Here is a 25,339-nt window from a genome sequence, read left to right as displayed (position 1 = left end):
ATGACGCACAAATTCCACCCGACGGTTCTTCGGGAATACGACATCCGCGGCATCATCGGCGAAACGCTCGACGTCGAAGACGCGCGCGCCATCGGCCGCGGCTTTGCGACCCTGCTGCGCCGGGCGGGCGGCAAGAAGGTCGCGGTCGGCTATGACGGCCGCGTCAGCTCGCCGATCCTCGAGGATGCTCTGGTCGAAGGCCTGACCGGCAGCGGCGTCGATGTCTTGCGCGTCGGCATGGGGCCGACGCCGATGCTTTATTACGCGGCCGCCTCAGCGGATGATGTCGATGGCGGCATTCAGATAACCGGCAGCCACAACCCCGCAAACTACAACGGCTTCAAGTTGGTGTTTCAGGGTCGGCCGTTCTTCGGCGACGACATCCTCGAACTCGGTCGCCTCGCGGAAACGGGCGACTGGCTGCACGGGAACGGCACGAGCGAACGGCGCGAGATCCTCGACGAATATATCGACCGGCTGCTCGAAGGGCTCGCAGGCGTCGACCGCGACTGGCTCTCGACCCTGCGGATCGCCTGGGACGCCGGCAACGGCGCCACCGGGCCCAGCCTCGAAAAGCTCACAGCCTTGCTTCCGGGCGAGCACCACCTGCTGTTCACCGAGGTCGACGGACGTTTTCCCAACCATCATCCCGATCCTACCGAGGAAAAGAATCTCGCCGACCTCAAGGCGATCGTCGCCGAGAAGAAGCTCGATTTCGGACTGGCATTCGATGGTGACGGCGACCGCATCGGCGCGATCGACGGCGAGGGCCGGGTGATCTGGGGCGACCAGTTGCTGATGATCTATGCCGAGGACGTGCTGCGCGACCTGCCTGGGGCCACGATCATCGCCGATGTAAAGGCCAGCCGCGCCTTGTTCGAGCGCGTCGAGGAACTCGGCGGCAAGCCGTTGATGTGGAAGACCGGGCACAGCCTGATCAAGTCCAAGATGAAGGAAACACAGGCTCCGCTCGCCGGAGAGATGAGCGGCCACGTGTTCTTCGCCCACCAGTATTACGGCTACGACGATGCGCTCTACGCCGCGATCCGGCTGATCGCCGCCTCGGCGCGGCTCGGCAAGTCGGTCACCGAGCTGCGCGGCGCCATGCCCGCGCTGGTCAACACGCCCGAGCTCCGCTTCCAGGTCGACGAAAGCCGCAAGTTCGCCGTGGTCGAAGAGGTGAGGGAACGCCTCAAGGCCTCGGGTGCCGATGTCGATGCGACCGACGGCGTCCGCGTCTCGACCGCCGATGGCTGGTGGCTGCTGCGCGCCTCGAACACGCAGGACGTGCTCGTCGCGCGTGCCGAGAGCAGCGATCAGGCCGGGCTCGACCGCCTGCTGGCCGAAATCGACGCGCAGCTCGCGCAGTCGGGGCTCGAGCGGGGCGAACAGGCCGGGCATTGAGGTCTGATCCTCCCCGGAACGGGGAGGTGGCGCGCGCGAAGCGCGTGACGGAAGGGGCTATCCGGCGAGCACCGCTTTAGCCGAGAGCCCCCTCCACCCCCAGCTGCGCTGGCGGTCCCCCTCCCCATTCTGGGGAGGATAAAGCGAAAGGCGCCCCCCGCAAGGGAGGCGCCTTCCTCGTTCCAACGCCGATCAGATCTTGTCGCGATCCTTAGCGCCGGTTCCGACCTGGCCCAGCGCCTTGCCCTCGGTCGCGAGGCCCGCATCGTTGCTCCAGCCGGTGCCAGGCGTGACCTGTGCCACGCGCAGGTTGTTCTGCACGTGCTTCACGCCCGAGACGTTGTCGACGACGTCCTCGGCGCGGCGCTTCGCCTCGCGGCTCGCGACGGTGCCATTGAGCGTGATCTCGCCCTTTTCGACCGTCACGGTCACGTTGCTGGCGTCGACGCGCCAGTCCTCGGTCAGGCGATCGTTGGCATCCTCGCGGATGCGCTCGTCGGAACGCGTATAGTCCTTGGGACCATGGCCGCGATGGTCCTCATCGCGGCGGCGCGCGGCATCCTCGTCGCCGAACCACGAAGCGACCTCGTCGCTTGCGCGATCCCAGAAGCCGCGCCGGCCGTCGTCGCGGCTGCCGTAGCCATGCTGGCGATAGTCGGCACCATAACCACCGCTCCCGCCATAGCCGGTGCCGCCGTAGTAGTTGTGCGAGTTCTGCGGCCCGCCGACGCCCCAGGACCCTTGCTGGCCGGTGAAGTAGCTCGAATCGCCCGTGCCGCCATAGGTGCCCTGATAGGGCTGGCCCGAACGCAATTCGCGATCCTGTTCGTGCCAGTGATGGACCGGCTTGTCGTCGCGAGCTTCGTCGAAACCGCGTTGATTGTAGGTCCGCTGATCGCGCCAATCATTGCGCCCCAGCCCACCACGGCCACCGGCCTCGTCGTCGCGGAAGGTCCGGCCATAGCCGAAATCGCGGCTGCGACGATTGGCTTCGTAGCGGTCGTCATCGAAGCGATTCTCGTTCGGGCTGCCGCTGGATGCGCCACTGGCCTCGCGGCGATAGCGTTCCTCGTTGCGGCGCCAGCGCTGGCCAGGATCCTCGCTGCGGTCGTCGTCGTGGCTGCGATAGCGGTCTCGGTAGTCGGTCATCGGGGGTTCCTCTCTAGGTTGAAAGGAGCGCTGCCAAGCGAGCCCGGCGCGCGTGCTTCCAGGAAAGGAACGTCGGCTGGGCCGCGCGTGTTCCGCATGCCCATCGCAACCGTCCCGCGCTTCATCGCATTGCTGCAGGTGCAGCAAAGTGTTTGATTTCCGGAAAGAAAGCTTGCCGTATTAAAGACCTATCGACAGCGAGGCGGGCCACGCCCATCTCTTGCCTCGTGCACGACGTCTCCGCCCTGCCGCCCGAAATCGAGGCCTGGTTCGCCGGCCGAGGCTGGCGCGTGCGACAGCATCAGAGCGAAATGCTCGCCGCGGCCGATGCCGGGCAGCACGCACTGCTGGTGGCCGATACCGGGGCAGGCAAGACGCTCGCCGGATTCCTGCCGACGCTTGCCGATTTCGCACCCTCGCGTCTCGCCGGAAAGAAGGTGCCGGACGGGCTGCACACGCTCTACGTCTCGCCGCTCAAGGCGCTGGGGCACGACGTCCAGCGCAACCTGATGACTCCCGTCGAGGAGATCGGGCTGGCGATCCGCATCGAGACGCGCAGCGGCGACACGCCGTCCGATCGCAAGGCGCGCCAGCGCGTCAGGCCGCCGCACGTCCTTCTGACCACGCCCGAATCGCTGTCGCTGTTGCTGTCCTATCCCGAGGCGGCCGAACTGTTCGGCTCGCTCAAGCGCGTGGTGATCGACGAGGTCCACGCCTTCGCCACGGGCAAGCGCGGCGATCTGCTGGCGCTGTGCCTGACGCGGCTCCAGGCGCTCGCGCCCGATCTTCAGCGCGCGGCGCTGTCGGCCACCGTCGCCGATCCCGACGCCTATCGCGCCTGGCTCGCGCCCTGGGGCGACATCGATAGTGTCGCCATGGTCGAGGGCGAGCCGGGGGCCGATCCCGACGTATCGATCCTGCTGCCGGGTGAGGAGACCGGCGTGCCCTGGTCGGGCCACGCCGCCGCCTGGGCCGTGCCGCAGCTCTACGAGGAGATCCAGCGGCACAAGACCACTCTGATCTTCACCAACACGCGCTTCCTCGCCGAATACATCTTCCAGCTCCTGTGGGACGTCAACGAGGCGCACTTGCCGATCGGCATCCACCACGGCTCGCTGGCCAAGGAGGCCCGACGCAAGGTCGAAGGCGCAATGGCGCGCGGCGAGCTGCGCGCGCTGGTCTGCACGGCCAGCCTGGATCTCGGCGTCGACTGGGGCGACATCGACCTCGTCGTCCAGATGGGCGCGCCCAAGGGCTCGTCGCGCCTGCTCCAGCGGATCGGCCGCGCCAACCACCGGCTCGACCTGTCGAGCAAGGCACTGCTGGTGCCCGGCAACCGTTTCGAGTTCCTCGAAGCCATGGCCGCCGCCGATGCCGTCGCCGCGGGCCAGCGTGACGGTGAGGACTTCCGCCCCGGCGGGCTCGACGTCCTCGCCCAGCACGTCATGGGCTGCGCCTGTGCCGGGCCGTTCCGCGAGGAGGACTTGCTCGCCGAAATCCGCTCGTCGCTGCCCTATGCCTGGCTCGATGCGGCCGGGCTGAGCCGCGTGCTCGATTTCGTCGCGACCGGTGGCTATGCGCTGCGCGCCTACGATCGCTTCAAGCGCATCGTCAAAGGCCGCGACGGGTTCTGGCGGCTGACGCATCCCGAGCAGGCCGCGCGACATCGGCTCAACGCCGGGATCATCGTCGACAACGAGATGATCGAAGTGCGTTTCCGCAATGGCCGCGCTTTGGGAAAAGTGGAGGAGAACTTCGCCGCACAGCTCTCGCCCGGCGACACCTTTCGTTTCGCGGGCACGGACCTGGAAGTCGAGCAGTTCCGCGATCTCGACCTGATCGTCCGCGCTTCGAAGAGCTCGGCGCAGATCCCGAGCTATACCGGATTGCGCCTCGCGCTGACCACGCATCTGGCCGACAAGGTGCGCGATCTCATTGCCGATCGCAGCCAGTGGGGCCGCCTGCCCGACGACGTCCGCGAATGGCTCGAGGTCCAGGCCTGGCGCTCGCACCTGCCGGTGCCTGGGCGGCTGCTGATCGAAAGCTTCCCGCACCGCGGGCTCGCCTATACGACCTATTATACGTTCGAGGGGTGGAACGCGAACCAGTCCCTCGGCATGCTGATCACGCGGCGGATGGAGGATCGCGGGCTGGGGCCGCTGGGCTTCAACGCCACCGACTATGCGCTCGCGGTCTGGGGGCTCAAGCCGGTCGAGGATCCGGCCGCGCTGCTCTCGCCCGATATCCTGACGCACGAATTCGTCGACTGGGTCCAGCAGTCGCACCTGCTGCGCCGCGCCTTCCGCGAGGTCGCGGTGATCTCCGGCCTCGTCGAGCGCCAGCATCCGGGCAAGAAGAAGACCGGCAAGCAGGTCACCTTCTCGACCGACCTGATCTACGACGTACTGCGCAAGTACGAACCCGACCACCTGCTGATCGAGGCCGCCTGGGCCGATGCCCGCGCGCGCATGACCGACGTCGCGCGCGTCGCCGACGTGCTCGACCGCGCCGCGCGGCAGATCGACCACGTCCAGCTCGAACGGATCAGCCCGCTGTCGGTGCCCGTGCTGTCGATGATCGGCCGCGAGAGCCTGCCCGCGGGCTCGGCCGACGACCTGCTGCTCGAGGAGGCCGAGAGCCTGGCCTCGGCGGCGATGCGGGTCGATCGGTCGGAAGCTGACGACAACGCCTGACGCCCAAACGAAAAGGGGCGGATCGCTCCGCCCCTTCCGTGTCCGATCGGACCGGGGTTCTGCCGAATTACTTCGGGTTTGCCGCCGACTTGTCGAATTCCGAGAACTGCTCGTTCCCGACGAAACCGAACTTGGTGACCTTCGAGCCCTTGATGATGTTCAGGACCTTCGCCGACAGATCATAGCTGGCGTCCTGTTCCGGCTGGAACTGGAGTTCCGGCTCGGGATTCATCGTGGTGGTCGTCTTGAGATTGGTCACCAGCTGCCCGGCGTTCAGGACGTTGCCGTTCCACATGATCTCACCGTTGCGGGTGAGCACCAGCTTGTTCACCACCGGCAGAACCGGCGGCGGCGGCTGATCGTTGGGGTTCGGCACCGGCAGGTCGATATCGACCGAGTGGGTCGCTACGGGGATGGTGATGATGAACATGATGAGAAGCACGAGCATGACGTCGATCAGCGGCGTCGTGTTCATTTCCATCATCGGCGAGCCATCGTCCTTGCCGCCTGACATTGCCATGGGAAGTTACTCCTGAATTAACCGTGCCGCGCTCAGGCGTTCGGATCGACGGGGTTCGAGATGAAGCCGACCGTCGGATAGCCCGAGATCTGCACGTTGTAGATCGCGCCTGCGACGCAGCGCCAAGGAACGTTCACATCACCGCGAATGTGGACCTGGGGCACCTTGTCCGGGTTGTCGCGCAGCGCTTCGGGGCCACCCTCGCGCTTGACGATGGCGTCGAGCCGCTTGAATGCCTGTTCGCGCAGTTCGACCGAGGTCACCGGCGTGATGTTGTTGAAGTAAATGCGGCACTGGCCATAGCGCGTCGCGCCCTCGTAACCGGGCTCGCCCGCGCTGCGGCCTGCACCGTCGGTGGAGCTGACGGTCAGGAGCAGGTTCTCGACCTTGTCCTTCGATTCCGACGAAGCGATGATCGGGAGCTTGAGCTTCTCGATCGTCTGGATCGCGACCGGCACCGCAATAAGAAAGATGATCAGCAACACCAGCATCACGTCGACGAGCGGCGTGGTATTGATGTCCGACATCGGGGTTTCTTGCCCGCCGCCTACTGAAACTGCCATAGTTTCATCCTATCCTTGCATTCAATCCCGAGAGGGCGACGGGCCCGCATGCAGCATGCCCGTCGCGATAACCCCCGGTGTTGGCGGCGAGACGAGCCCGCCGCCGCTGCGCGCGCTCAGGGCTTGGTCGGCGCAGCAGCCGGCTTGGCGGCAGCAGCCGGGGCAGCCTTGGCCGGCGAGACGATCGTCGCCGGACGCACGGCACCGCCCGAAGCGATGTTGGCGAGAACGTCGGTCGAGAAGCCGGTCAGCTGCTCGGCGATGCCCTTGTTGCGTGCCTGCAGGTAGTTGTAGGCGAGCACCGCGGGAACGGCGACGAGCAGACCGAGCGCGGTCATGATCAGAGCCTCACCGACCGGACCCGCGACCTTGTCGATCGAGGCCGAACCGGCGATGCCGATGTTGATCAGAGCGCGGTAGATGCCGACGACGGTGCCGAACAGACCGATGAACGGCGAGGTCGCACCGACGGTGGCGAGAAACGGCAGGCCCGAAGCGAGGCGTGCGTTGATCGAGGCTTCCGAGCGGGCCAGCGAACCGTGCAGCCAGTCGTGGGCTTCGGTCGAGTCCTTAAGCTTGAGAGCTTCATCTTCGGCCTGGAGGCCGTCGTCGACGATCTGGCGCCAGGCGCTGTTCTTCTCGAGCTTGGTGGCGCCGTCCTTGAGGGTCGGGGCCTTCCAGAAGCTGGTGCGGACTTCACGACCCTGGCGCAGGATCTTCGACTGCTCGAACCACTTGGTGAACAGGATGTAGAACGAGCCGAACGACATGACGCCGAGGATGACGACGGTCGCGTAGGCGATGAAACCGCCCTGTTCGAGAGCTTCGGCAAAACCGAACTTGTTCTGCGGGGCAGCCGGGGCAGCCGCGGCGAGAAGATCGATGATGTGCATGCGGTAGGTCCTCTCAAGAATGGAATAGAGAAGGCCGGCAGCGTAGGGGGCGTACCGGCTTGGTCAGGAAAATCAGTCCTTCGGGATGACCCAACGGACGCGGTTCGCATAGGTGCCGCTGGTGGGCTGGCCCTCGCCGTCCTTGGCCGGCGTAAACCGGGCACGACGACGGACGTTGTCGCAGGTCGCCTGATCGAGGTCCGGATGGCCGCTCGAGTTGGTGATCTGACAATCGGTGACACGACCATCGGGGCCGACCGACACGCGGAAGCCAGTGGTGCCTTCGCGCTCCTCGCGCAGAGCGCGCGCGGGATAGTCGTTGGTGGTGGCCCAGGAACCGGGATTGCCACGCGGCACGGCGCCGGTGGGCGTGAACCGCGGTGGCGGGGGAGCCAACGGCGGCGGCGGCACGACGACCATCGGCGGAGCCGGCGGCGGTGGCGTGTCAACGACCGTGATCTGCGGCGCCACAGGCGCGACATTGATCTTCGGCGGCGGCGCCACGACGGGCGGCGGCGGCGGAAGATCATCCTTCGGCGGCGGTGGCGGCGGTTCTTCCTTCTTGACTTCTTCCTTGATGTCGACGGTGGTCACCTTTTGGATGACCTTCTTGGCTGCCTCATAGGCCAAACCCGTGACAAGCGCATAACCAACAAAAACGTGAATGAGGGCAACGATGATCAACGCGGTAACTTTGTTACCGCTCATCTTTTGGTCAGCGTAAGCCATTCCGACGCATCACTCCATAACAATGCCATGGGCCACAGCCCGAGGCGCCCACAGGCGAGCCGTTAGGCAACAACCCATGTGATTCTTAACGCACCACCCCGAACGGACGACCGGCTCCCCTCTCGGGGCATCGGCGCCCGATTAGGCGAACGGCAGGGCCTTTTATATTTTTTGGCCCAGAATTCGGGCATGCTTTAGCTCCGTTGCCAAACCCGCGCAACGCCTTATGCGCGTGTCGATAAGTTAACATCTGATTCAGACGTGTTAAGCTGAATGGCCCTGTGGACGGGCTTTGCACTCGTCAGAAAACCTGAGAAATTCCGGGAGTTCGGTGGAGATGAATTCAACCAAGCGCTTCCTACGGTCCGCGACGGCAGCGATAACGGCAATGGTGATGTCGATAAATTTTGCGCCGGCATTCGCTGCCCAGCCTGCCGCGCCGGTTGTCGTGCCGACCTATGCCGACCTCGCCGATCTATCCGATTCGGCGCGAATTGTGGTGCGCGCCGAGGTCCGCAAGATCGCTCCCGTCGAACCGGCGCGCGCGCGCGGCGTCCGACCCGGTTGGGCGCGCTATTACATAGAGGCGCGCACCCAGGCGCTGATCCGTGGCGACACGCCGCTGGGGCAATCGCTGCGCTATCTGGTCGATCTGCCGCCCGACCCGCGCGGCAAGCCCCCCGCCATCAAGAAGAAGGCCGTCCTGCTCTTCGCGACCAGCGCGCAGGGACCGACAGGCGATCTCCAACTCGCCGCGCCCGACGCGCAGATCCTGTGGAGCGCCGAGACCGAGGCCCGGCTGCGCACGGTGCTGGCGGCACTCGTCGCGCCCGACGCCCCGCCATCGGTGGCCCGCGTGCGCGAAGCGATCCACGTTCCGGGCAACCTCGCCGGCGAAGGCGAGACGCAGTTCTTCCTCGAGACAGCGAAGCATTCGGCCGCCTCGATCACGGTCCAGCACCGGCCCGGCGCGGCGCCGGCCTGGGGCGCATCGTTCTCGGAAGTCGCCGCGCTCGTCGGCAGCCCGCCGCAGCGCGACACCCTGGCCTGGTACCGCCTCGCCTGCTTCCTGCCCAATGCGCTGCCGCGGGGCGTCAATCTGTCCGAAGGTCCGGGAAGCCGTGCCCAGGCCGAGGCCGACTATCGCATGGTGCTCGGCGAGCTCGGGACCTGCGCGCGCACGCGATCGTGACGACACGCCGAGCGGTGATACGCCTCTCTTGAAGAGACTGGCCTTTCGGCCGAGGCTCGCTTAGGGCGCGGCCGCGAAAGGGAACATCATGGCCGCACCGCTTAGAATCGCATTGGCAGGGCTGGGTACCGTCGGCGGGGGAGTCATCCGCCTGATCGAGACCAACGCCGCATTGATCACCCGCCGCGCGGGCCGGCCGATCGAGATCGTCGCGGTGAGCGCGCGCGACCGTGGCAAGGATCGCGGCGTCGATCTCTCGCGCTACGCCTGGGAAGACGACATGACCGCGATGGCCGCGCGCGACGACGTCGATGCCGTGGTCGAACTGGTCGGCGGCGCCGACGGTCCGGCGCTGACGCTGGCGCGCAACGCGATCCAGCACGGCAAGTCGCTCGTCACGGCCAACAAGGCGATGATCGCGCACCATGGGCTCGAACTCGCCGAGCTGACCGAGAAGGCCAAGGTCGCGCTCAAGTTCGAAGCGGCGGTCGCCGGCGGCGTGCCGGTGATCAAGGGCCTGCGCGAAGGCGCGGCGGCCAACAACATCGACCGGCTCTACGGCATTCTCAACGGCACCTGCAATTTCATCCTATCGACGATGGAAGACACCGGCCGCGACTTTTCCGACGTCCTCTCGGAAGCGCAGGCCAAGGGCTATGCCGAGGCCGATCCGAGCTTCGACGTCGAAGGCACCGACGCGGCGCACAAGCTGGCGATCCTCTCGGCGATCGCCTTCGGCACGCGCATCGACTTCGCCTCGGTCGAGACCCAGGGCATCACCCGCATCCAGGCCGCGGACATCGCCCAGGCCGATGCACTCGGTTATGTCATCCGCCTGATCGGCATCGCCGAAGTCGACGAGCACAGCGAGAATGGGGAGGGCGGCCAGCGCCGCCTGTTCCAGCGCGTCCACCCGCACCTCGTGCCCTTCGATCACCCCCTGGCCCATGTCGACGGCGCGACCAATGCGGTCGTCGCCGAGGGCAATTTCTCGGGCAGGCTGCTGTTCCAGGGCGCCGGCGCCGGCGACGGCCCGACCGCGAGCGCCGTGGTGGCCGATCTGATCGACATCGCCCGCGGCGATCTCGGCGGCGAGGCCGGAGCGCCCTTCTCGATCCAGGTCTCCGAGATGGAGACGATGGCGCCGGCCCCTTCGGGCCATCGCCTGGGCCGCGCCTATATCCGCTTCACGGTCGCCGATCGCCCCGGCGTGCTCGCCGAGATCACCGCCGCCATGCGCGATGCCGGCGTCTCGATCGAGAGCCTGATCCAGAAGGGTCGGCACGAGGAAGGCGGCAACGTCCTGGTCGCCATGGTCACGCACGAAGGCCCCGAGGCGCGCGTCAGCGAAGCGCTGCGCCTGCTCGAAGGCTCACCCGCGCTGGCCGAACGCCCGCTCGTCATGCAACTCCTGGGCGAATAAACACGGTTCGACGACGCAGCGGCACCGTCCACCGCCGCGTCTCGACAAGCATCGAAGCCCTGTCTAAGCCGCCCGCAAGTCGCTCCCGCAGCCGCTCATCGAAGAGGACCATCGATCTCATGACAGTCACGCCCGCCAGCCACGTCCTTGACCGTGTCCTCGTGCTCGAGATGGTCCGCGTGACCGAGGCGGCCGCGATCGGCGCGTCGAAGCTGATCGGCCGCGGCGACGAGAAGGCGGCCGACGCCGCCGCTGTCGAGGCGATGCGCGCCGCGCTCAACGAACTCTACATGGACGGCACCGTCGTCATCGGCGAGGGCGAGCGCGACGAAGCGCCGATGCTGTTCATCGGCGAGAAGGTCGGCGCCGCGCAGGGCAAGGGGCCGAAGATCGACATCGCGCTCGATCCGCTAGAAGGCACGACGATCTGCGCCAAGGCCGGCCCGAACTCGCTGGCCGTGCTGGCCGTGGCCGAGGAAGGCAACCTCCTCAACGCGCCCGACGTCTATATGGACAAGCTCGCAGTCGGCCCGGGCTATCCCGAGGGCATCATCGACCTCGCCAAGTCGCCGACCGAAAACGTCAAGGCCGTGGCCGCCGCCAAGGGCGTCGAACCGCACGAGATCATCGTCTGCGTGCTCGACCGTCCGCGCCACGCCGATCTCATTGCCGAACTGCGCGGTCTCGGCTGCGGCGTCGTGCTGATCGGCGACGGCGACGTCGCCGGCGTGATCGCCGTGACCAACGAAGACACCACGATCGACCTCTACATGGGTTCGGGCGGCGCCCCCGAAGGCGTGCTCGCCGCAGCCGCGCTGCGCTGCGTCGGCGGCCAGTTCAACGGCCGCCTGCTGTTCCGCAACGACGACGAGCGCGGCCGCGCCCGCAAGTGGGGCATCGAGGACCTCAACCGCATCTACAAGCTCGAAGACCTGGCCAAGGGCGACTGCATCTTCGCCGCGACCGGCGTGACCGACGGTTCGCTGCTCCAAGGCGTCAAGCGCCGCAAGGACGGCACGATGACCACCGAGAGCGTCGTCATGCGCGCAAGCTCTGGCACCGTGCGCTGGGTCAAGGGCGAGCACCGCAAGCCGCGTTGATGGGTTGCGCTGACAGGGAAGCGGCACAGCTCTTCCCCCGTCTCGCAGTCGCAAAATATTGCAATCCCGCGACGCTCGGCTAGGGCGCACGCAGGTGCTCGAATCGTGCGAGTGGGGAAAGGCAGCGCAATGAAGATCATGGCCGGCAACAGCAATCTGCCGCTCGCTCGGGCGATCGCAGGCTATCTGGAAGTGCCGCTGACCGACGCCAGCGTGCGCCGGTTCGCCGACGAGGAAGTCTTCGTCGAGATTCACGAGAACGTGCGCGGCGAGGACGTCTTCGTCCTGCAGTCAACCAGCTTCCCGGCGAACGACAACCTCATGGAACTGCTGATCTGCATCGACGCGCTGCGCCGCTCGTCGGCCAAGCGGATCACCGCGGTGGTGCCCTATTTCGGCTATGCCCGCCAGGACCGGAAGCCCGGTCCGCGCACGCCGATCTCGGCCAAGCTCGTCGCCAACCTGATCACCCAGGCGGGTGCCGACCGCGTGCTTTCGGTCGATCTCCATGCCGGGCAGATCCAGGGCTTCTTCGACATCCCGACCGACAACCTCTACGCCGCGCCGGTCATGGCCGCCGATATCCAGGCGCGCTACGGCGACCAGGCGCTGATGGTCGTCTCGCCCGACGTCGGCGGCGTGGTCCGCGCCCGCGCGCTGGCCAAGCGCCTCGACAACGCGCCGCTGGCGATCGTCGACAAGCGCCGCGACAAGCCCGGCCAGTCCGAGGTCATGAACATCATCGGCGACGTCAAGGGCCGCGCCTGCATCCTGATCGACGACATCATCGATTCGGGCGGTACGCTGTGCAACGCCGCCCAGGCGCTGATGGACGCGGGCGCCGCCAGCGTCACCGCCTATATCACCCACGGCGTGCTCTCGGGCGGCGCGGTGGCGCGGGTCAACGGTTCGGCGCTCAAGGAGCTGGTGATCACCGATTCGATCCTGCCGACCGACGCGGCCAAGGATTCGAGCCGCATCCGCTTCCTCACGATCGCGCCGCTGCTCGGCGAGGCGATCCGCCGCACGGCCGACGAGAGCTCGGTCAGCTCGCTGTTCGACTGATGAATCTCGACGCCGACATCGCCCTCGCCCTGCGCCTCGCCGATGCCGCGGGGGAAGCGATCCGGCCGCATTTCCGCACAGGCGTCGACTCCGAGCGCAAGGGCGACGCCAGCCCGGTGACGATCGCCGATCGCAACGCCGAAGAGGCGATGCGCCGCATCCTCAAGGCCGAGGTCCCGCAGGACACGGTGATTGGCGAGGAATTCGGCTCGACCCCCGGCACCTCGGGCCGCTCCTGGGTGCTCGATCCGATCGACGGCACCTGCTCGTTCCTCGTCGGCCGGCCGATCTTCGGCACCCTGATCGCGCTCGTGGTCGAAGGCTGGCCCGTGCTCGGGATCATCGACCAGCCGATCCTCGGCGAACGCTGGATCGGCGCGACCGGACGACCGACCACGTTCAACGGCCAGCCGGTGCGCACGCGCCTTTGCCGCGAATTGTCCGACGCGACCCTGGCGACGACCGGACCGCAATACTTCGACGACCACGAAGGCCAGCACTTCATGAGCCTCGCCGCCAAGACCGACCACAAGCGCATGGTCATGGGCGGAGACTGCTACAACTACGGCCTGCTCGCCTCAGGCCACCTCGACCTGGTCTGCGAGGCCGGGCTCAAGCTCCACGACTGGGCCGCGCTCGTCCCCGTGGTCGAAGGCGCCGGCGGCACGATGTGCGACTGGAACGGCGATCCGCTCCACGCCGGATCGACCGGCCACGTGATCGCCCTGGGCGATCCGGCGCGGCTCGAGGACGTGGTCGAGGCCATGGCCTGCCACCACTGATTCCGCGTCCCGCCTGCGCGGGGACTCGGCTCAGCCTGCCAGCCGATCCCAATCGGCCATCTGCAGCGGGCCGCCGAGCGCGGCCATGATCTGACCCATGACCTCCTTGGGCAGCTGCGACCCGGCGGCCTTGCGGGATTCCTCGCCGTCCCAGAACTCGAGGAACAGGAACTTCTGCGGTTCCTTGCGATCCTGCAGCACCATGGCGCCCTGCGATCCGGCAATCGCCTTGGCCGCTTCGCCCAGCGCCTCGAGCGCCGCACCGAGCGCGCTTTCGCTGCCCGGCCGCGCGATCAACTGATAGCTGTGAACCAGCGCCATGATGTTTTCTCTCCCGCACAAGTTGACGAAGTTGACAAAGTTGACACGCTCCTGAGCCCGACATGTATCGGGCTCAGGAGCGTGCCGCGTCGGCGGTTATGCCGGTTCGCCAAGCCGTAGGAAAGCGATGCGATCGTCCGGGGCCTTACGGCGCCGTGTCGTAGTTGATCGCGGCGATCGCGAGGATCTCGGCGCGGTCCTCGCGCACGATGTGGCCGGCCGCGATCGCCGCATCGAGCGCGGTGGTGAAGCGGCGCAGATAGTCTTCCCGGCCGTGCGGATAGAGCTTTTCGAGTTCGGCTTTGGTCATCGGCTCGCCGCTTCCGCCCAGCATGCCGATGAACGAGTTGGGATCACCCTTGCCCGAAAGCCGGATCGTCGGCGCATCGACCCAGGGCGTGCGCACGCCGCCCTTGGCGAGCCCGTTCGCGTCGAGCGCAAGGCTCGCGGTCTCGCCCGGCTTGCCGCCGGTTGCGAGCGTCAGCAGCGGCGTCGAAGCCGGCGCGCGGCCCGTGCGGACCCAATCGTTGAGCGCAGCGAGCGCGCCCTGGACCACGTAATGATGCGCCATGCCGGGGTTGAGCGGCTTGGCCAGCTTACCCATCGGCGAGTTCAGCGACGGCACGAAGATCCTGGCCAGCTCCTCGGGACGTTTGAGCCCCGAATCGGTGAAGGCGCCCATGAACAGGTAGTTGTCGGCATGGGCCGTGCCCGCGACTTCCCAGACGCGCAGGCGACGATCGTCGAGACGGCGCGAGGCGTGATAGCCCGGCAGGCGCGCGCCGAGCAGGTCGGTCTCGGTGATCACCGTCAGGACGGGCACGCGCAGGTCGGGGCGGAAGCGGACGTGATCGGGCACGAGCCCCTGGCCGGCGGTCATGCGCGTGCCGTCGATCGCCGCGCCGCTGCCGAAGCGCGAATGGATCAGGAAGCCGTCGTAGACCCGGGCGAGCCGGTCGATGGCGTTGACGTAGGTCGTGAGGAAGGCCGCCGACTGCGATTCGCCGATGCCGATCACCTTGCGCGGCACCAAGGGCCCGAGCAGGCCCCCCGCGCGCTGGGTCTTCAGCAGCGCGCCGGCCTGGGAGAAGATATCGTAGGACCAGGCGTCGCCCGGATGGGCCAGCGTTCCGTAGCGCTTGGGATCGGCCTTCTTGAGCGAGACGCCCTGCCCCATGATCGAATCACCGCCCTCGACCCCGACCTTCTGCGCCGAGACGCCGACATAGGCATAGCCTTTGCGCAGCATCTCGCGGTGCGCGACCATCCAGTCGGCCGGGGTGTCCTGCCCGGCCGTGACGTTGAACCATTCGACCAGCGCCGTGCCGTTGAACTTCAACGGATCGCTGGGCCGGATCACGACCACGCGTGTGACATAGGGCGCCGCCGCGTCGGGCTGGGCGGTCCACACGCCACTGGCCTCGGGCTGGCCCGAGAGGCGGTAGGAGGTCGCATTGCCGGCAATGAAGTATTCGTCGACCTGATAGCCGAGCGTCGCGAGATCGTAGGCGCCGATCATGAGGTTCGGCTTGCCGGGCACGGCGGTCACCTGCGGACGCGGCGCCTCGGGCGCGGCCGAGACGGGGGCGGTCATGAGCGCCATTCCGGCAGCGGCGGCATAAAGAGCATGGCGAATCCTGCGCGTGATCGAAACCGGCATCCTGTCTCTCCCCTCGACGCCCCGTGGCGCTTTCGAAGAATTGGTAACCCTATTACCAGTTGTCCGCAACGGGCGATTCGCTAAAGCTGGCCCAATGACCGGCAAAGCGCCCCTGATCGATCCGCTCGAGCACTTGCTCGGCTACCAGTTGCGCCGCGCTTCGCTGGCGACGCTTTCGGCGCTGAGCGAGGCCTACGAAGCACTCGACCTGCGGCTGACCGACGCCATCGTCCTGCGCTTCGTCGGCGCCAATCCCGGCTGCAATCAGGGCGAAATCAGCAAGGCGCTGGGCGTGCGGCGCACGAACATGGTGCCCGTGGTCAGCGGTCTCGTCGAGCGCGCGCTGGTCGCGCGCGCGGCGGCCGACGGGCGGACCCATGCGCTGACACTGACACAAGCCGGCGCAGCGCTGCACGCGCAGATCGACGAACTCGCCCATGCCAACGAGGAACGCTTCTTCGGTGGCTTCGACGAGGAAACCCGCAAGGTTCTGCTGCGCGCGCTCGACACGATAAGGGCGCGCGCCGAGAGCTGATCTGTCGATCCTGCTTGCCTTGGCCCGCATCTATCACTATGGGCGCCCGCTTCACGACACGGTTTCAAGCCACCGGCCTGGCTCAAAGGGCTGCCAGGGCTGGTTGGACGTGTCCCTGAAAAAGGAGACAAAAATGCCCAAGCTCAAGACCAAGAGCGGCGTGAAAAAGCGCTTCAAGCTCACTGCCACTGGCAAGATCAAGCACGGCGCCGTCGGCAAGCGCCACCGCCTGATGAGCCACAATGCCAAGTACATCCGCCAGCATCGCCGCACCGACACGATTTCCGACGCCGACGCGAAGGTAATCAAGAAGTGGGCGCCCTACGGGCTCGGCTGAAGCTAGGAAGGATTGATAAATGGCACGTGTCAAAAGGGGTGTTACCACCCGCGCCAAGCACAAGAACATTCTCGAGCAGGCCAAGGGTTACCGCGGCCGCCGCAAGAATACGATCCGCGTTGCGCGTCAGGCCGTCGAAAAGGCCGGTCAGTACGCTTACCGCGACCGCAAGGTTAAGAAGCGGACCTTCCGCGCCCTGTGGATCCAGCGCATCAACGCCGCGGTTCGCGCCGAAGGCCTGACCTACTCGCAGTTCATCCACGGCACCAAGCTTGCCGGCATCGAGCTCGACCGCAAGACTCTCGCCGACCTGGCGATGAACGAAGGCAGTGTGTTCTCGGCGGTGATCGCGCAGGCCAAGGCCGCGCTCGCCTAAGCTCTCGTTTTTCGAGAAAACCAAAAAGGCGCAGACTCTTAGGAGTCTGCGCCTTTTTGTTGCGCCGCAATAAGGTTTGCGGTTAGGCCCCGGCGAAGGGGAGCTTCGGCTTCGACGTTCAGGGGTGGGCGGTGCAAGAATCCTGCGACGTACGCGTGCGGTTTCTGTCGCCACCCGAAGAGCTCCGCCGCTATTTTACCTCGTTCTATCATGCCGAGATCGTCCCGCCCGAAGGCGGCCTGACGACCGACCTGCTCCATCCCGAATGGGCGAACCTGCGATTCTTTTCGTTCGCGGGAGATCCTCCCGTGGCCGAGGGCCGCGACGGCACCCGCGTGACCGGCACGCGCTTTTCGGCAACCGGCCCTTCGAGCCAGGCCGTTCGCTTCATCACCGGCCCGATCAAGATCTGGGGCATCGGCCTGCTGCCGCTGGGCTGGGCGAAATTCGTCCGCGGCGATGCCGCCGATCTCGCCAACGCCGTCGCCGACGGCAATCTGCATCCCGCCTTCACCGACTTCCGCCCGCTGACCGAAACGCTGTTCGCCCCCGACGCCAGCGTCGAGAGCGATGCTGAACGCATCGCCGAACTGTTCCTCGCGCGCATGGGCGACTCCCTGCCCGACGAGGACCGCATCGTCGCGATTCACGAAGCCCTGGTCGATCCCGAGATCGACAGCGTCTCCGCGCTGGTCGAGCGCACGGGCGGCACCCCGCGGACGGTCGAGCGCATCTGCCGCCGCGCCTTCGGCTTCGCGCCCAAGCTGCTGCTGCGCCGCCAGCGCTTCATGCGCAGTCTCGCCCAGTTCATGCTCGATCCCTCGATGCGCTGGTCGGGCGCGATGGACGGCCACTATTACGACCAGGCGCAGTTCGTGCGGGATTTCCGCCAGTTCATGGGCATGACCCCGCGCGCCTATGCCGCGCTCGACAAGCCCGTGCTCTCGGCGGTGATGCGCGAGCGCGCGCGGATCGCCGGCGCCGCGGCGCAGACGCTCGACGGCCCCGAGGGCGGCGCCGTCGCGGGCTGATTGCGATTCGCCCTATTGGCCCCTAAGGAGCCCGCCTGAACGTCAAACATTGGGTGATTTTTCCTTGGACCATGCGGCAACCGAGCAAGCGGCGCTCTCGCGGATAGCGGCGGCGCAGGATCTTGATTCGCTTGAAGGGCTGCGCGTCGAGTTTCTCGGCAAGCAGGGCTCGATCTCGGGCCTGCTCAAGACGCTGGGCGGCATGAGCCCCGAGGAACGCCAGAGCGAAGGCCCCAAGATCCACGCGCTGCGCGAAGCCGTGACCAATGCCCTGGGCGACCGCAAGGCCGCGCTGGAAGGCGCCGCGCTCGACGCGCGCCTGGCCTCCGAGACGATCGATCTGTCGCTGCCGGCTCCCGAAGCTGCGCGCGGTTCGGTCCATCCGGTCAGCCAGGTCATGGACGAGATGGCCGAGATCTTCGCCGACATGGGCTTCGCCGTCGCCACCGGCCCGGAGATCGAGGACGACTGGCACAACTTCACCGCGCTCAACATGCCCGAGAGCCACCCGGCGCGCGCGATGCACGACACCTTCTACTTCCCGGACAAGAACGCGGAAGGTCGCGAGATGCTGCTGCGCACGCACACCTCGCCCGTGCAGATCCGCACGATGCTGGCGGTTGCCAAGCCCAGTCCGGGTGGCGCGCCAGTGCGCGTGATCGCGCCGGGCCGCGTCTACCGCTCGGACAGCGACGCGACGCACACGCCGATGTTCCACCAGATCGAAGGCCTGGTGATCGACAAGGGCATCCACCTGGGCCATCTCAAGTGGACCCTGGAGACCTTCCTCAAGGCCTATTTCGAGCGCGAGGACATCGTCCTGCGCCTGCGCCCGAGCTATTTCCCCTTCACCGAGCCGTCGGTCGAGGTCGACGTCGGCTTCACCCTGGTCAATGGCAAGCGTGTGCTCGGCGGCCAGGAGGGCTGGATGGAACTGCTCGGCAGCGGCATGGTCAACCGCAAGGTGATCGCCGCGGGCGGGTTCGATCCCGATCAGTGGCAGGGCTTCGCCTTCGGTGTCGGCGTCGATCGCCTGGCCATGCTCAAGTACGGCATGGACGACCTGCGCGCCTTCTTCGACGGCGATGTCCGCTGGCTGTCGCACTATGGTTTCGCCCCGCTCGACGTGCCGACCCTGTCGGGCGGCGTCGGCACCGCGGCCTAAGGATACTACGATGAAATTCTCGCTCTCCTGGCTCAAGGATCACCTCGATACGACCGCCTCGGTCGACGAGATCGCTGCCAAGCTCAATGCCATCGGCCTCGAGGTCGAAGGCGTCGAGAACCCGGCCGACAAGCTCAAGGGCTTCCGCGTCGCCAGGGTGCTCACGGCAGAACGCCATCCGAACGCCGACAAGCTGCAGGTGCTGACCGTCGACGCCGGAGACGGCCAGCCGCTCCAGGTCGTCTGCGGCGCCCCCAATGCGCGGGCGGGCCTCGTCGGCGTGCTCGGCCTGCCGGGCGCGGTGGTGCCGGCCAACGGCATGGTGCTCAAGGTCGCGGCGGTGCGCTCGGTCGAATCGAACGGCATGATGTGCTCCACGCGCGAGCTCGAACTCGGCGAGGATCACGACGGCATCATCGAGCTGCCCGAAGACGCGCCGATCGGCCAGGCCTTTGCCGACTACCACGGCGCCGACCCGGTGTTCGACGTGGCGATCACCCCGAACCGTCCCGACTGCATGGGCGTCTACGGCATCGCGCGCGATCTCGCCGCCGCCGGGCTCGGAACGCTCAAGCCGATCGTCGCCCCGCAGATCGCCGGCACTTTCGCCTCGCCGGTCGATATCCGCACCGAAGACACCGAGGGCTGCCCCGCCTTCTACGGCCGCACGATCCTCGGCGTGACCAACGGCGCTTCGCCCGACTGGCTCCAGGCGCGGCTCAAGAGCGCGGGCCAGCGCCCGATCTCGGCGCTGGTCGACATAACGAATTACGTGATGCTGACCTATGGCCGCCCGGCCCATGCCTATGACCGCGCCAAGCTGACCGGCGCCGTCGTCGCGCGCCGCGCTAAGGATGGCGAGGGCGTCACCGCGCTCAACGGCAAGCATTACCTGCTCGATCACACGATGACCGTGATCGCCGACGAGGCCGGTGTCCACGACATCGCCGGCATCATGGGCGGCGAGCACTCGGGCTGCTCGGACGATACCAGGGACGTGCTGCTCGAGATCGCCTATTTCGATCCCGTGCGCATCGCCCAGACCGGCCGCACGCTCAACCTGACCTCGGACGCGCGCGGGCGTTTCGAGCGCGGCATCGATCCGCAGTTCCTCGACACCGGGCTCGACCTGCTGACCGGGCTGGTGCTCGAGATCTGCGGCGGCCAGGCTTCCGAGGTGATCCGCGCGGGCACGCCGCCCTCGGGCACAAGGCAAGTGCACTACGAGCCGACCCTCGCCGAGACGCTCGGCGGCGTGGCAATCCCTTCGGCACAGCAGCGCACGATCCTCGAAAGCCTCGGCTTCTCGGTGGTCGCGGTCGACAGCCAGGACGGCGAGCAGTGGAGCGTCACGGCCCCCGGCTGGCGCCCCGACGTCGACGGCGCGCCCGATATCGTCGAGGAAGTGATCCGCATCCACGGGCTCGACAAGGTCGAGAGCGTCGCCCTGCCGCGCGCAGATGGCGTCGCCCGGCCGACCGCGACGCCCGCGCAGAAGCTCGAACGCCGCCTGCGCCGCGCCGCCGCGGCGCGCGGCAACCACGAGGCGGTGACCTGGTCGTTCCTGCCCGAGGCCGACGCTGCCGTGTTCGCGGATAGTGCGGTTTGGACCCTGGCCAACCCGATCAGCGAGGACATGAAGGCCATGCGCCCCTCGCTGCTGCCCGGCCTGCTCGCCGCGGTGCGCCGCAATCTCGACCGCGGCGCCTCGGGCCTGCGCCTGTTCGAGATCGGCCGCCGCTATCTGCGCGCCGAGAACGGCGCGAGCGACGAGCGCCTTTCGCTCGCGGTCGTCCTCGCCGGTGAGAAGACCGCGCGCGGCTGGGCCACCGGCAAGCCCGCGACTTTCGACGCTTACGACGCCAAGGCCGAAGCCCTGGCCCTGCTCGCCGAAGCCGGCGCGCCGGTCGACAACCTGCAGGTCATGGGCGAGGCTGGTAGCCAGTTCCATCCCGGCCAGTCGGCGACCTTGCGGCTCGGACCCAAGACCGTGCTCGCACGCTTCGGCATGCTCCACCCGGCGGTGCTCAAGCAGTTCGACATCGACGCGCCCGTCGCGGTCGCCGAGCTGTTCCTCGACGCGATCCCGGGCAAGAAGGGCGCCGCGAGCTTTGCCCGCGTCCACTATGCCCCGCCCGCGCTGCAGGCGGTGACGCGCGACTTCGCCTTCCTCGTGCCCGCCGACCTGCCCGCGGGCGATCTCGTCCGCATGGTCAAGGGCGCCGACAAGGCTAACATCGTCGCCGCGCGCCTCTTCGACGACTTCCGCGGCCAGGGCGTGCCCGAAGGCAGCAAGTCGCTGGCGATCGAGGTCACGCTCCAGCCGGGCGAGAAGAGCTACGCCGAAGCGGACCTCAAGGCGATCGCCGACAAGGTGACGGCGGCGGCGGCGAAGCTGGGCGCAGTGCTGCGCGGATAGGACGGACCGCTCGCCACGTACCATCGTCACCCTGAACTTGTTTCAGGGTCCATCTCTCGGTTGGCACGAACAGTGCCGTGAGGCACCATGGACCCTGAAACAAGTTCAGGGTGACGGCTTTATGGTGAGGCGAGGCTTATGACCGACCTGATCTCGATCACCTCGGGCGATCTCACCGCCCGCATCAACCCGCTCGGCGCCGAGCTCTGGTCGCTGACCGATGCCCAAGGCCGCGAGTACATGACCGATGCCGATCCGGCCTTCTGGACCGGCCGCGCGCCGCTGCTGTTCCCGATCGTCGGCGCGCTAAACGGCGGACACTATCGGCTCTGCGGTTCGGCGCACGAGCTGGCCAAGCACGGTTTCGCACGTCAGAGCCGGTTCGAGCTCGTGGCCAGCGATTCCGACAGCGCCACCTTCCGCCTGACGGCAAGCGAAGCGACGCACCTGGCCTATCCGTTTCCCTTCACGCTCGACATGGCCTTCCGGCTCGACGGTGCCACGCTGCATATGACCGCCACGGCCACCAACAAAGGCGTGACCGACATGCCTTTCAGCTTCGGCTTCCACCCGGCCTTCGCCTGGCCCCTGCCCGGCGGCGCGGCCAAGGCGGACCATCGCGTGACCTTCGCCGAGCCCGAGCCCCAACCGATCCGCCGGATCGATCCGCCGAGCGGCCTGCTGCTGCCCGAGCCGCAACCGACACCCGTCGTCGGGCGAGAATTGGTCCCCGACGCGGCGCTGTTCGAGGCCGATGCGCTGATCTGGGACCATCTTGCGAGCCGTTCGCTGACCTTCGGCGCCGAGCAGGGCGCCCGCCTCGACATCCATTTCCCCGACACGCCGATGCTCGGCATCTGGCAGAAGCCCGGCGCGAACTACCTCTGCATCGAGCCGTGGCAGGGGATCGCCGATCCGCAGGGCTTCGCCGACGATTTCCGCAACAAGCCCGGCGTCGTCAGCCTCGCCCCTGGCGCCGAACGCAGCTTGCGCATGGACGTAACCGTTCGCACCGGCTAACCGCGCGCGATGTCCAATCGTCGCACTTTCGCCATCATCTCGCACCCCGACGCCGGCAAGACCACGCTGACCGAGAAGCTGCTGCTCCAGGGCGGCGCGATCCATCTCGCCGGTCAGGTCAAGGCGCGCGGCCAAGCGCGGCGCGCGCGGTCGGACTGGATGAAGATCGAGCAGCAGCGCGGCATCTCGGTGACCAGCTCGGTGATGACCTTCGAGAAGGACGGCATCACCTTCAACCTGCTCGACACACCGGGCCACGAGGACTTCTCCGAAGACACCTACCGCACGCTGACCGCGGTCGATTCGGCGATCATGGTGATCGACGCCGCGAAAGGCATCGAGCCGCAGACGCGCAAGCTGTTCGAGGTCTGCCGCCTGCGTTCGGTGCCGATCATCACCTTCGTCAACAAGGTCGACCGCGAAGGTCGCCCGGTGTTCGAGACGCTCGACGAGGTCGCCGACGCGCTCGCGCTCGACGTCGTGCCGATGTCCTGGCCGGTGGGCATGGGCGGCCAGTTCCAGGGCGTGCTCGACCTGGCGACCAACAAGGTCAGCCGTCCCGAAGGCGACAGCCGCGAATTCCTCGGCAAGGTCGACGAGGCACCCGAACTGCCCGCGGACATCGCCGAGGAGATCGAACTGGCGCAGGTCGGCTATCCCGAATTCGACATCGAGGCCTATCGCCACGGCGACCTGACCCCGGTCTATTTCGGCTCGGCGCTCAAGAACTTCGGCGTAGCCGAGCTGATCGACGCGATCGCGCGTTTTGCACCGCCGCCCCGGCCCCAGCCCAGCGAGCAGGGCACGATCATGCCCGAGAACAAGGAAGTCACCGGCTTCATCTTCAAGGTCCAGGCCAACATGGACCCGATGCACCGCGACCGCATCGCCTTCATGCGGCTGGTCTCGGGCACCTTCAAGCGCGGCATGAAGCTGACCCCCTCGGGCCTCGGCAAGCCGATCGCGGTGCATTCGCCGATCCTGTTCTTCGCACAGGACCGCGAGATCGCCGATTCGGCCGAGCCCGGCGACATCATCGGCATCCCCAACCACGGCACCCTGCGCGTGGGCGACACCCTGAGCGAGGCCAACAAGGTGCGCTTCACCGGCCTGCCCAACTTCGCGCCCGAAATCCTGCGCCGCGTCGCGCTCAAGGATCCAACCAAGACCAAGCAGCTGCGCAAGGCGCTCGACGACCTGTCCGAAGAGGGCGTGATCCAGGTGTTCTATCCCGAGATCGGCGCGCAGTGGATCGTCGGCGTGGTCGGCCAGCTCCAGCTCGAAGTGCTGATCAGCCGGCTCGAGGCCGAATACAAGGTCGAGGCCATGCTCGAACCCGCGCCGTTCGATACGGCGCGCTGGCTCAAGGGATCGGATGCCGCGCTCAAGGGCTTCGTCGACTTCAACAAGTCGAACCTGGCCAAGGACCGCGACGGCGACCCGGTGTTCCTCGCGCGCTCGGCCTGGGATGTGAACTACCAGCAGGAGCGCAATCCCGAGCTGACCTTCAGCGCCACCAAGGAACGCTGAGACCGCGGGATTGCCGCGATTGCGCGATCGGCCTAGCCTGGATCCATGGCGCAATTCACCGATCACCTGACCGAGGATCACGTCGCGATGATCTCGCGGCAGAGCCTGTTCTTCGTCGCCACCGCGGCCGATGAAGGGCGGATCAATCTCAGCCCCAAGGGCTACGATGCCTTCCGCGTGCTTTCGCCGACGCGCGTCGCCTGGCTCGATCTCGGCGGCTCGGGCAACGAGACCCATGCGCACCTGGTCGCCGACGGGCGCATCACGATCATGATGTGCAATTTCGGCCAGCCCCCGCTGATCCTGCGGATCTATGGCCGCGGCCGCCCGGTGCTGCCCGCCGAGGCCGACTGGCAGGCACTGGCCGCGCATTTCGAACTACTGCCCGGCACACGTCAGATCTTCGAAGTGGCTGTCGAAAGCGTGCAGAGCAGTTGCGGCTGGGGCGTCCCCGTGATGCAACTCGATCAGGAGCGGCAGACCTTGATCAAGTACCACGCCCAGGCCGATCCCGAAGCCTGGGAAGCCAAATACCGGGACCGCACCCACAGCATCGACGGCCTGCCCGTGACGCCGACCGATCGCTACATCTCCGGGAACAAAACCGCCGCCACCGACGCTTGACCGCGGTGATGGAGCTCACTTTCGCCAGCTACAACATCCACAAGGCCGTGGGGCTCGACCGGCGCCGCGATCCCGATCGCATCCTCGCGATCCTCAACGAGATCGGCGCCGACGTCGTCGCGCTGCAGGAGGCCGATCGCCGGTTCGGCCGGCGCGAGACCGTGCTGCCGCTGGCCGCGATCGAGGGGCACACGCCCTATCGCGCGATTCCCTTGCAGATGAAGCCCGATTCGATCGGTTGGCACGGCAACGCCCTGCTCGTGCGCCGCGAGATCGAGGTTGAAGAGGCCGCGATCGTTCCGCTGCCGACGCTCGAGCCGCGCGGGGCGATCCGGGCCGACCTGAAGATCGAAGGCCGCCGCCTGCGTGTGGTCGGCATGCACCTCGACCTCTCGGGCCTGCGGCGGCGCCAGCAGGTGCGCTCGATCCTGGCCCACGTCGCCGCGTGCAACGGCGCGAGCCCAACCGTGCTGATGGGCGACTTCAACGAGTGGGCACGCCACGGCGGTTGCTTCCACGAATTCCTGCACGACTGGCACCTGCTCGCCCCCGGCCGCAGCTTCCCTTCGCGCCGCCCCGTGGCGCAGCTCGACCGCATCGTCGTGTCGAACGATTGGCAGCTCGTGGGAACCGGTGTGCATCATTCGGCGTTGGCGGCGAGAGGGTCCGACCATCTGCCGGTCTGGGCGCGGCTTACTCTGCCTAAAAATTAGGCATCTGCTCATGATTCGGGCGCCGTTTCTCGACGCTGGCGGCCGCCTATCGCTTCCGCGACCCTGATTTATTGACGATTCCTTAAATTGGCACG

The 25,339-nt window shown here is 67.1% G+C and carries 24 protein-coding genes; 17 read left to right on the top strand and 7 right to left on the bottom strand.

Annotated features, from left to right (window positions below; all coding sequences use genetic code 11):
• Nucleotides 1–1,404: a phosphoglucomutase/phosphomannomutase PgmG gene (gene pgmG / locus WG901_RS11430; RefSeq protein WP_339587192.1), complete on the top strand. Its 1,404-nt coding sequence runs from the start codon at nucleotides 1–3 to the stop codon at nucleotides 1,402–1,404.
• A 192-nt stretch (nucleotides 1,405–1,596) separates the two neighbouring features.
• Here the strand turns inward: pgmG and WG901_RS11425 are convergent, their stop codons facing one another.
• Complete coding sequence (locus WG901_RS11425; RefSeq protein ID WP_339587191.1) at nucleotides 1,597–2,553, bottom strand: BON domain-containing protein; 957 nt, start codon at nucleotides 2,551–2,553, stop codon at nucleotides 1,597–1,599.
• Nucleotides 2,554–2,780: 227 nt separating this feature from the next.
• Here WG901_RS11425 and WG901_RS11420 point away from each other — a divergent pair, with 227 nt between their 5' ends.
• Nucleotides 2,781–5,246, top strand: coding sequence for a ligase-associated DNA damage response DEXH box helicase (locus tag WG901_RS11420; RefSeq protein WP_339587190.1), 2,466 nt, complete (start codon nucleotides 2,781–2,783; stop codon nucleotides 5,244–5,246).
• A 67-nt stretch (nucleotides 5,247–5,313) separates the two neighbouring features.
• On the opposite strand, the gene WG901_RS11415 is transcribed toward WG901_RS11420, so the two are convergent.
• The 4 genes from WG901_RS11415 to WG901_RS11400 form a co-directional block, all read right to left on the bottom strand.
• Nucleotides 5,314–5,766 (bottom strand): ExbD/TolR family protein, encoded by a 453-nt coding sequence (locus WG901_RS11415; protein ID WP_339587189.1) that lies wholly within the window; start codon nucleotides 5,764–5,766, stop codon nucleotides 5,314–5,316.
• A 32-nt stretch (nucleotides 5,767–5,798) separates the two neighbouring features.
• The gene (locus WG901_RS11410; RefSeq protein WP_339587188.1) at nucleotides 5,799–6,329 is read right to left on the bottom strand and encodes an ExbD/TolR family protein; all 531 of its coding nucleotides are present in this window, start codon (nucleotides 6,327–6,329) and stop codon (nucleotides 5,799–5,801) included.
• Between the two features lie 116 nt (nucleotides 6,330–6,445).
• Nucleotides 6,446–7,222 (bottom strand): MotA/TolQ/ExbB proton channel family protein, encoded by a 777-nt coding sequence (locus WG901_RS11405; protein WP_339587187.1) that lies wholly within the window; start codon nucleotides 7,220–7,222, stop codon nucleotides 6,446–6,448.
• Nucleotides 7,223–7,294: 72 nt separating this feature from the next.
• On the bottom strand, nucleotides 7,295–7,951 hold the full coding sequence (locus WG901_RS11400; RefSeq protein ID WP_339587186.1) for an energy transducer TonB: 657 nt from the start codon (nucleotides 7,949–7,951) through the stop codon (nucleotides 7,295–7,297).
• A 394-nt stretch (nucleotides 7,952–8,345) separates the two neighbouring features.
• Between WG901_RS11400 and WG901_RS11395 the strand changes: the two genes are divergently transcribed.
• The 5 genes from WG901_RS11395 to WG901_RS11375 all read left to right on the top strand — a co-directional run bounded on the left by WG901_RS11395 (nucleotide 8,346) and on the right by WG901_RS11375 (nucleotide 13,513).
• A complete protein-coding gene (locus WG901_RS11395) occupies nucleotides 8,346–9,143 on the top strand; it encodes a hypothetical protein (RefSeq protein WP_339587185.1) in 798 nt (265 codons plus the stop codon).
• An 88-nt stretch (nucleotides 9,144–9,231) separates the two neighbouring features.
• The gene (locus WG901_RS11390; RefSeq protein WP_339587184.1) at nucleotides 9,232–10,566 is read left to right on the top strand and encodes a homoserine dehydrogenase; all 1,335 of its coding nucleotides are present in this window, start codon (nucleotides 9,232–9,234) and stop codon (nucleotides 10,564–10,566) included.
• A 119-nt stretch (nucleotides 10,567–10,685) separates the two neighbouring features.
• The gene (gene glpX, locus WG901_RS11385; protein WP_339587183.1) at nucleotides 10,686–11,666 is read left to right on the top strand and encodes a class II fructose-bisphosphatase; all 981 of its coding nucleotides are present in this window, start codon (nucleotides 10,686–10,688) and stop codon (nucleotides 11,664–11,666) included.
• Between the two features lie 129 nt (nucleotides 11,667–11,795).
• Entirely contained in the window at nucleotides 11,796–12,731 is a 936-nt protein-coding gene (locus WG901_RS11380) for a ribose-phosphate pyrophosphokinase (protein ID WP_339587182.1), read from the top strand.
• Nucleotides 12,731–13,513, top strand: coding sequence for an inositol monophosphatase family protein (locus WG901_RS11375; RefSeq protein WP_339587181.1), 783 nt, complete (start codon nucleotides 12,731–12,733; stop codon nucleotides 13,511–13,513). Before WG901_RS11380 ends, WG901_RS11375 begins: the two co-directional genes overlap by 1 nt.
• Nucleotides 13,514–13,543: 30 nt before the next feature.
• Here the strand turns inward: WG901_RS11375 and WG901_RS11370 are convergent, their stop codons facing one another.
• A complete protein-coding gene (locus WG901_RS11370) occupies nucleotides 13,544–13,834 on the bottom strand; it encodes an antibiotic biosynthesis monooxygenase (protein WP_339587180.1) in 291 nt (96 codons plus the stop codon).
• Between the two features lie 145 nt (nucleotides 13,835–13,979).
• Nucleotides 13,980–15,494: an alpha/beta hydrolase domain-containing protein gene (locus tag WG901_RS11365; protein WP_339587179.1), complete on the bottom strand. Its 1,515-nt coding sequence runs from the start codon at nucleotides 15,492–15,494 to the stop codon at nucleotides 13,980–13,982.
• A 94-nt stretch (nucleotides 15,495–15,588) separates the two neighbouring features.
• On the opposite strand from WG901_RS11365, the gene WG901_RS11360 reads away from it, so the two are divergent.
• The 10 genes from WG901_RS11360 to WG901_RS11315 all read left to right on the top strand — a co-directional run bounded on the left by WG901_RS11360 (nucleotide 15,589) and on the right by WG901_RS11315 (nucleotide 25,244).
• On the top strand, nucleotides 15,589–16,029 hold the full coding sequence (locus tag WG901_RS11360; protein ID WP_339587178.1) for a MarR family winged helix-turn-helix transcriptional regulator: 441 nt from the start codon (nucleotides 15,589–15,591) through the stop codon (nucleotides 16,027–16,029).
• A gap of 133 nt (nucleotides 16,030–16,162) precedes the next feature.
• Nucleotides 16,163–16,366, top strand: coding sequence for a 50S ribosomal protein L35 (rpmI, locus tag WG901_RS11355; RefSeq protein WP_339587177.1), 204 nt, complete (start codon nucleotides 16,163–16,165; stop codon nucleotides 16,364–16,366).
• A 19-nt stretch (nucleotides 16,367–16,385) separates the two neighbouring features.
• On the top strand, nucleotides 16,386–16,742 hold the full coding sequence (gene rplT, locus WG901_RS11350; protein ID WP_339587176.1) for a 50S ribosomal protein L20: 357 nt from the start codon (nucleotides 16,386–16,388) through the stop codon (nucleotides 16,740–16,742).
• A 131-nt stretch (nucleotides 16,743–16,873) separates the two neighbouring features.
• Nucleotides 16,874–17,773 carry a helix-turn-helix domain-containing protein gene (locus tag WG901_RS11345; protein WP_339587175.1) on the top strand — a complete coding sequence of 300 codons (900 nt, stop codon included), beginning with the start codon at nucleotides 16,874–16,876 and terminating at the stop codon, nucleotides 17,771–17,773.
• A gap of 64 nt (nucleotides 17,774–17,837) precedes the next feature.
• On the top strand, nucleotides 17,838–18,938 hold the full coding sequence (pheS, locus tag WG901_RS11340) for a phenylalanine--tRNA ligase subunit alpha (protein WP_339587174.1): 1,101 nt from the start codon (nucleotides 17,838–17,840) through the stop codon (nucleotides 18,936–18,938).
• A 10-nt stretch (nucleotides 18,939–18,948) separates the two neighbouring features.
• On the top strand, nucleotides 18,949–21,357 hold the full coding sequence (gene pheT, locus WG901_RS11335; RefSeq protein ID WP_339587173.1) for a phenylalanine--tRNA ligase subunit beta: 2,409 nt from the start codon (nucleotides 18,949–18,951) through the stop codon (nucleotides 21,355–21,357).
• A 138-nt stretch (nucleotides 21,358–21,495) separates the two neighbouring features.
• Nucleotides 21,496–22,377, top strand: coding sequence for an aldose 1-epimerase family protein (locus WG901_RS11330; RefSeq protein WP_339587172.1), 882 nt, complete (start codon nucleotides 21,496–21,498; stop codon nucleotides 22,375–22,377).
• 9 nt (nucleotides 22,378–22,386) lie between these two features.
• A complete protein-coding gene (locus tag WG901_RS11325; protein ID WP_339587171.1) occupies nucleotides 22,387–23,907 on the top strand; it encodes a peptide chain release factor 3 in 1,521 nt (506 codons plus the stop codon).
• A 45-nt stretch (nucleotides 23,908–23,952) separates the two neighbouring features.
• Nucleotides 23,953–24,531: a pyridoxamine 5'-phosphate oxidase family protein gene (locus WG901_RS11320; RefSeq protein ID WP_339587170.1), complete on the top strand. Its 579-nt coding sequence runs from the start codon at nucleotides 23,953–23,955 to the stop codon at nucleotides 24,529–24,531.
• 8 nt (nucleotides 24,532–24,539) lie between these two features.
• Nucleotides 24,540–25,244 (top strand): endonuclease/exonuclease/phosphatase family protein, encoded by a 705-nt coding sequence (locus WG901_RS11315; RefSeq protein WP_339587169.1) that lies wholly within the window; start codon nucleotides 24,540–24,542, stop codon nucleotides 25,242–25,244.
• The last annotated feature ends 95 nt before the right edge of the window (nucleotides 25,245–25,339 follow it).

It is taken from the genome of Novosphingobium anseongense (genome assembly GCF_037482895.1).
Classification (GTDB): Bacteria; Pseudomonadota; Alphaproteobacteria; order Sphingomonadales; family Sphingomonadaceae; genus Novosphingobium; species Novosphingobium anseongense.
This window is presented reverse-complemented; position numbering and strand designations above follow the sequence as displayed.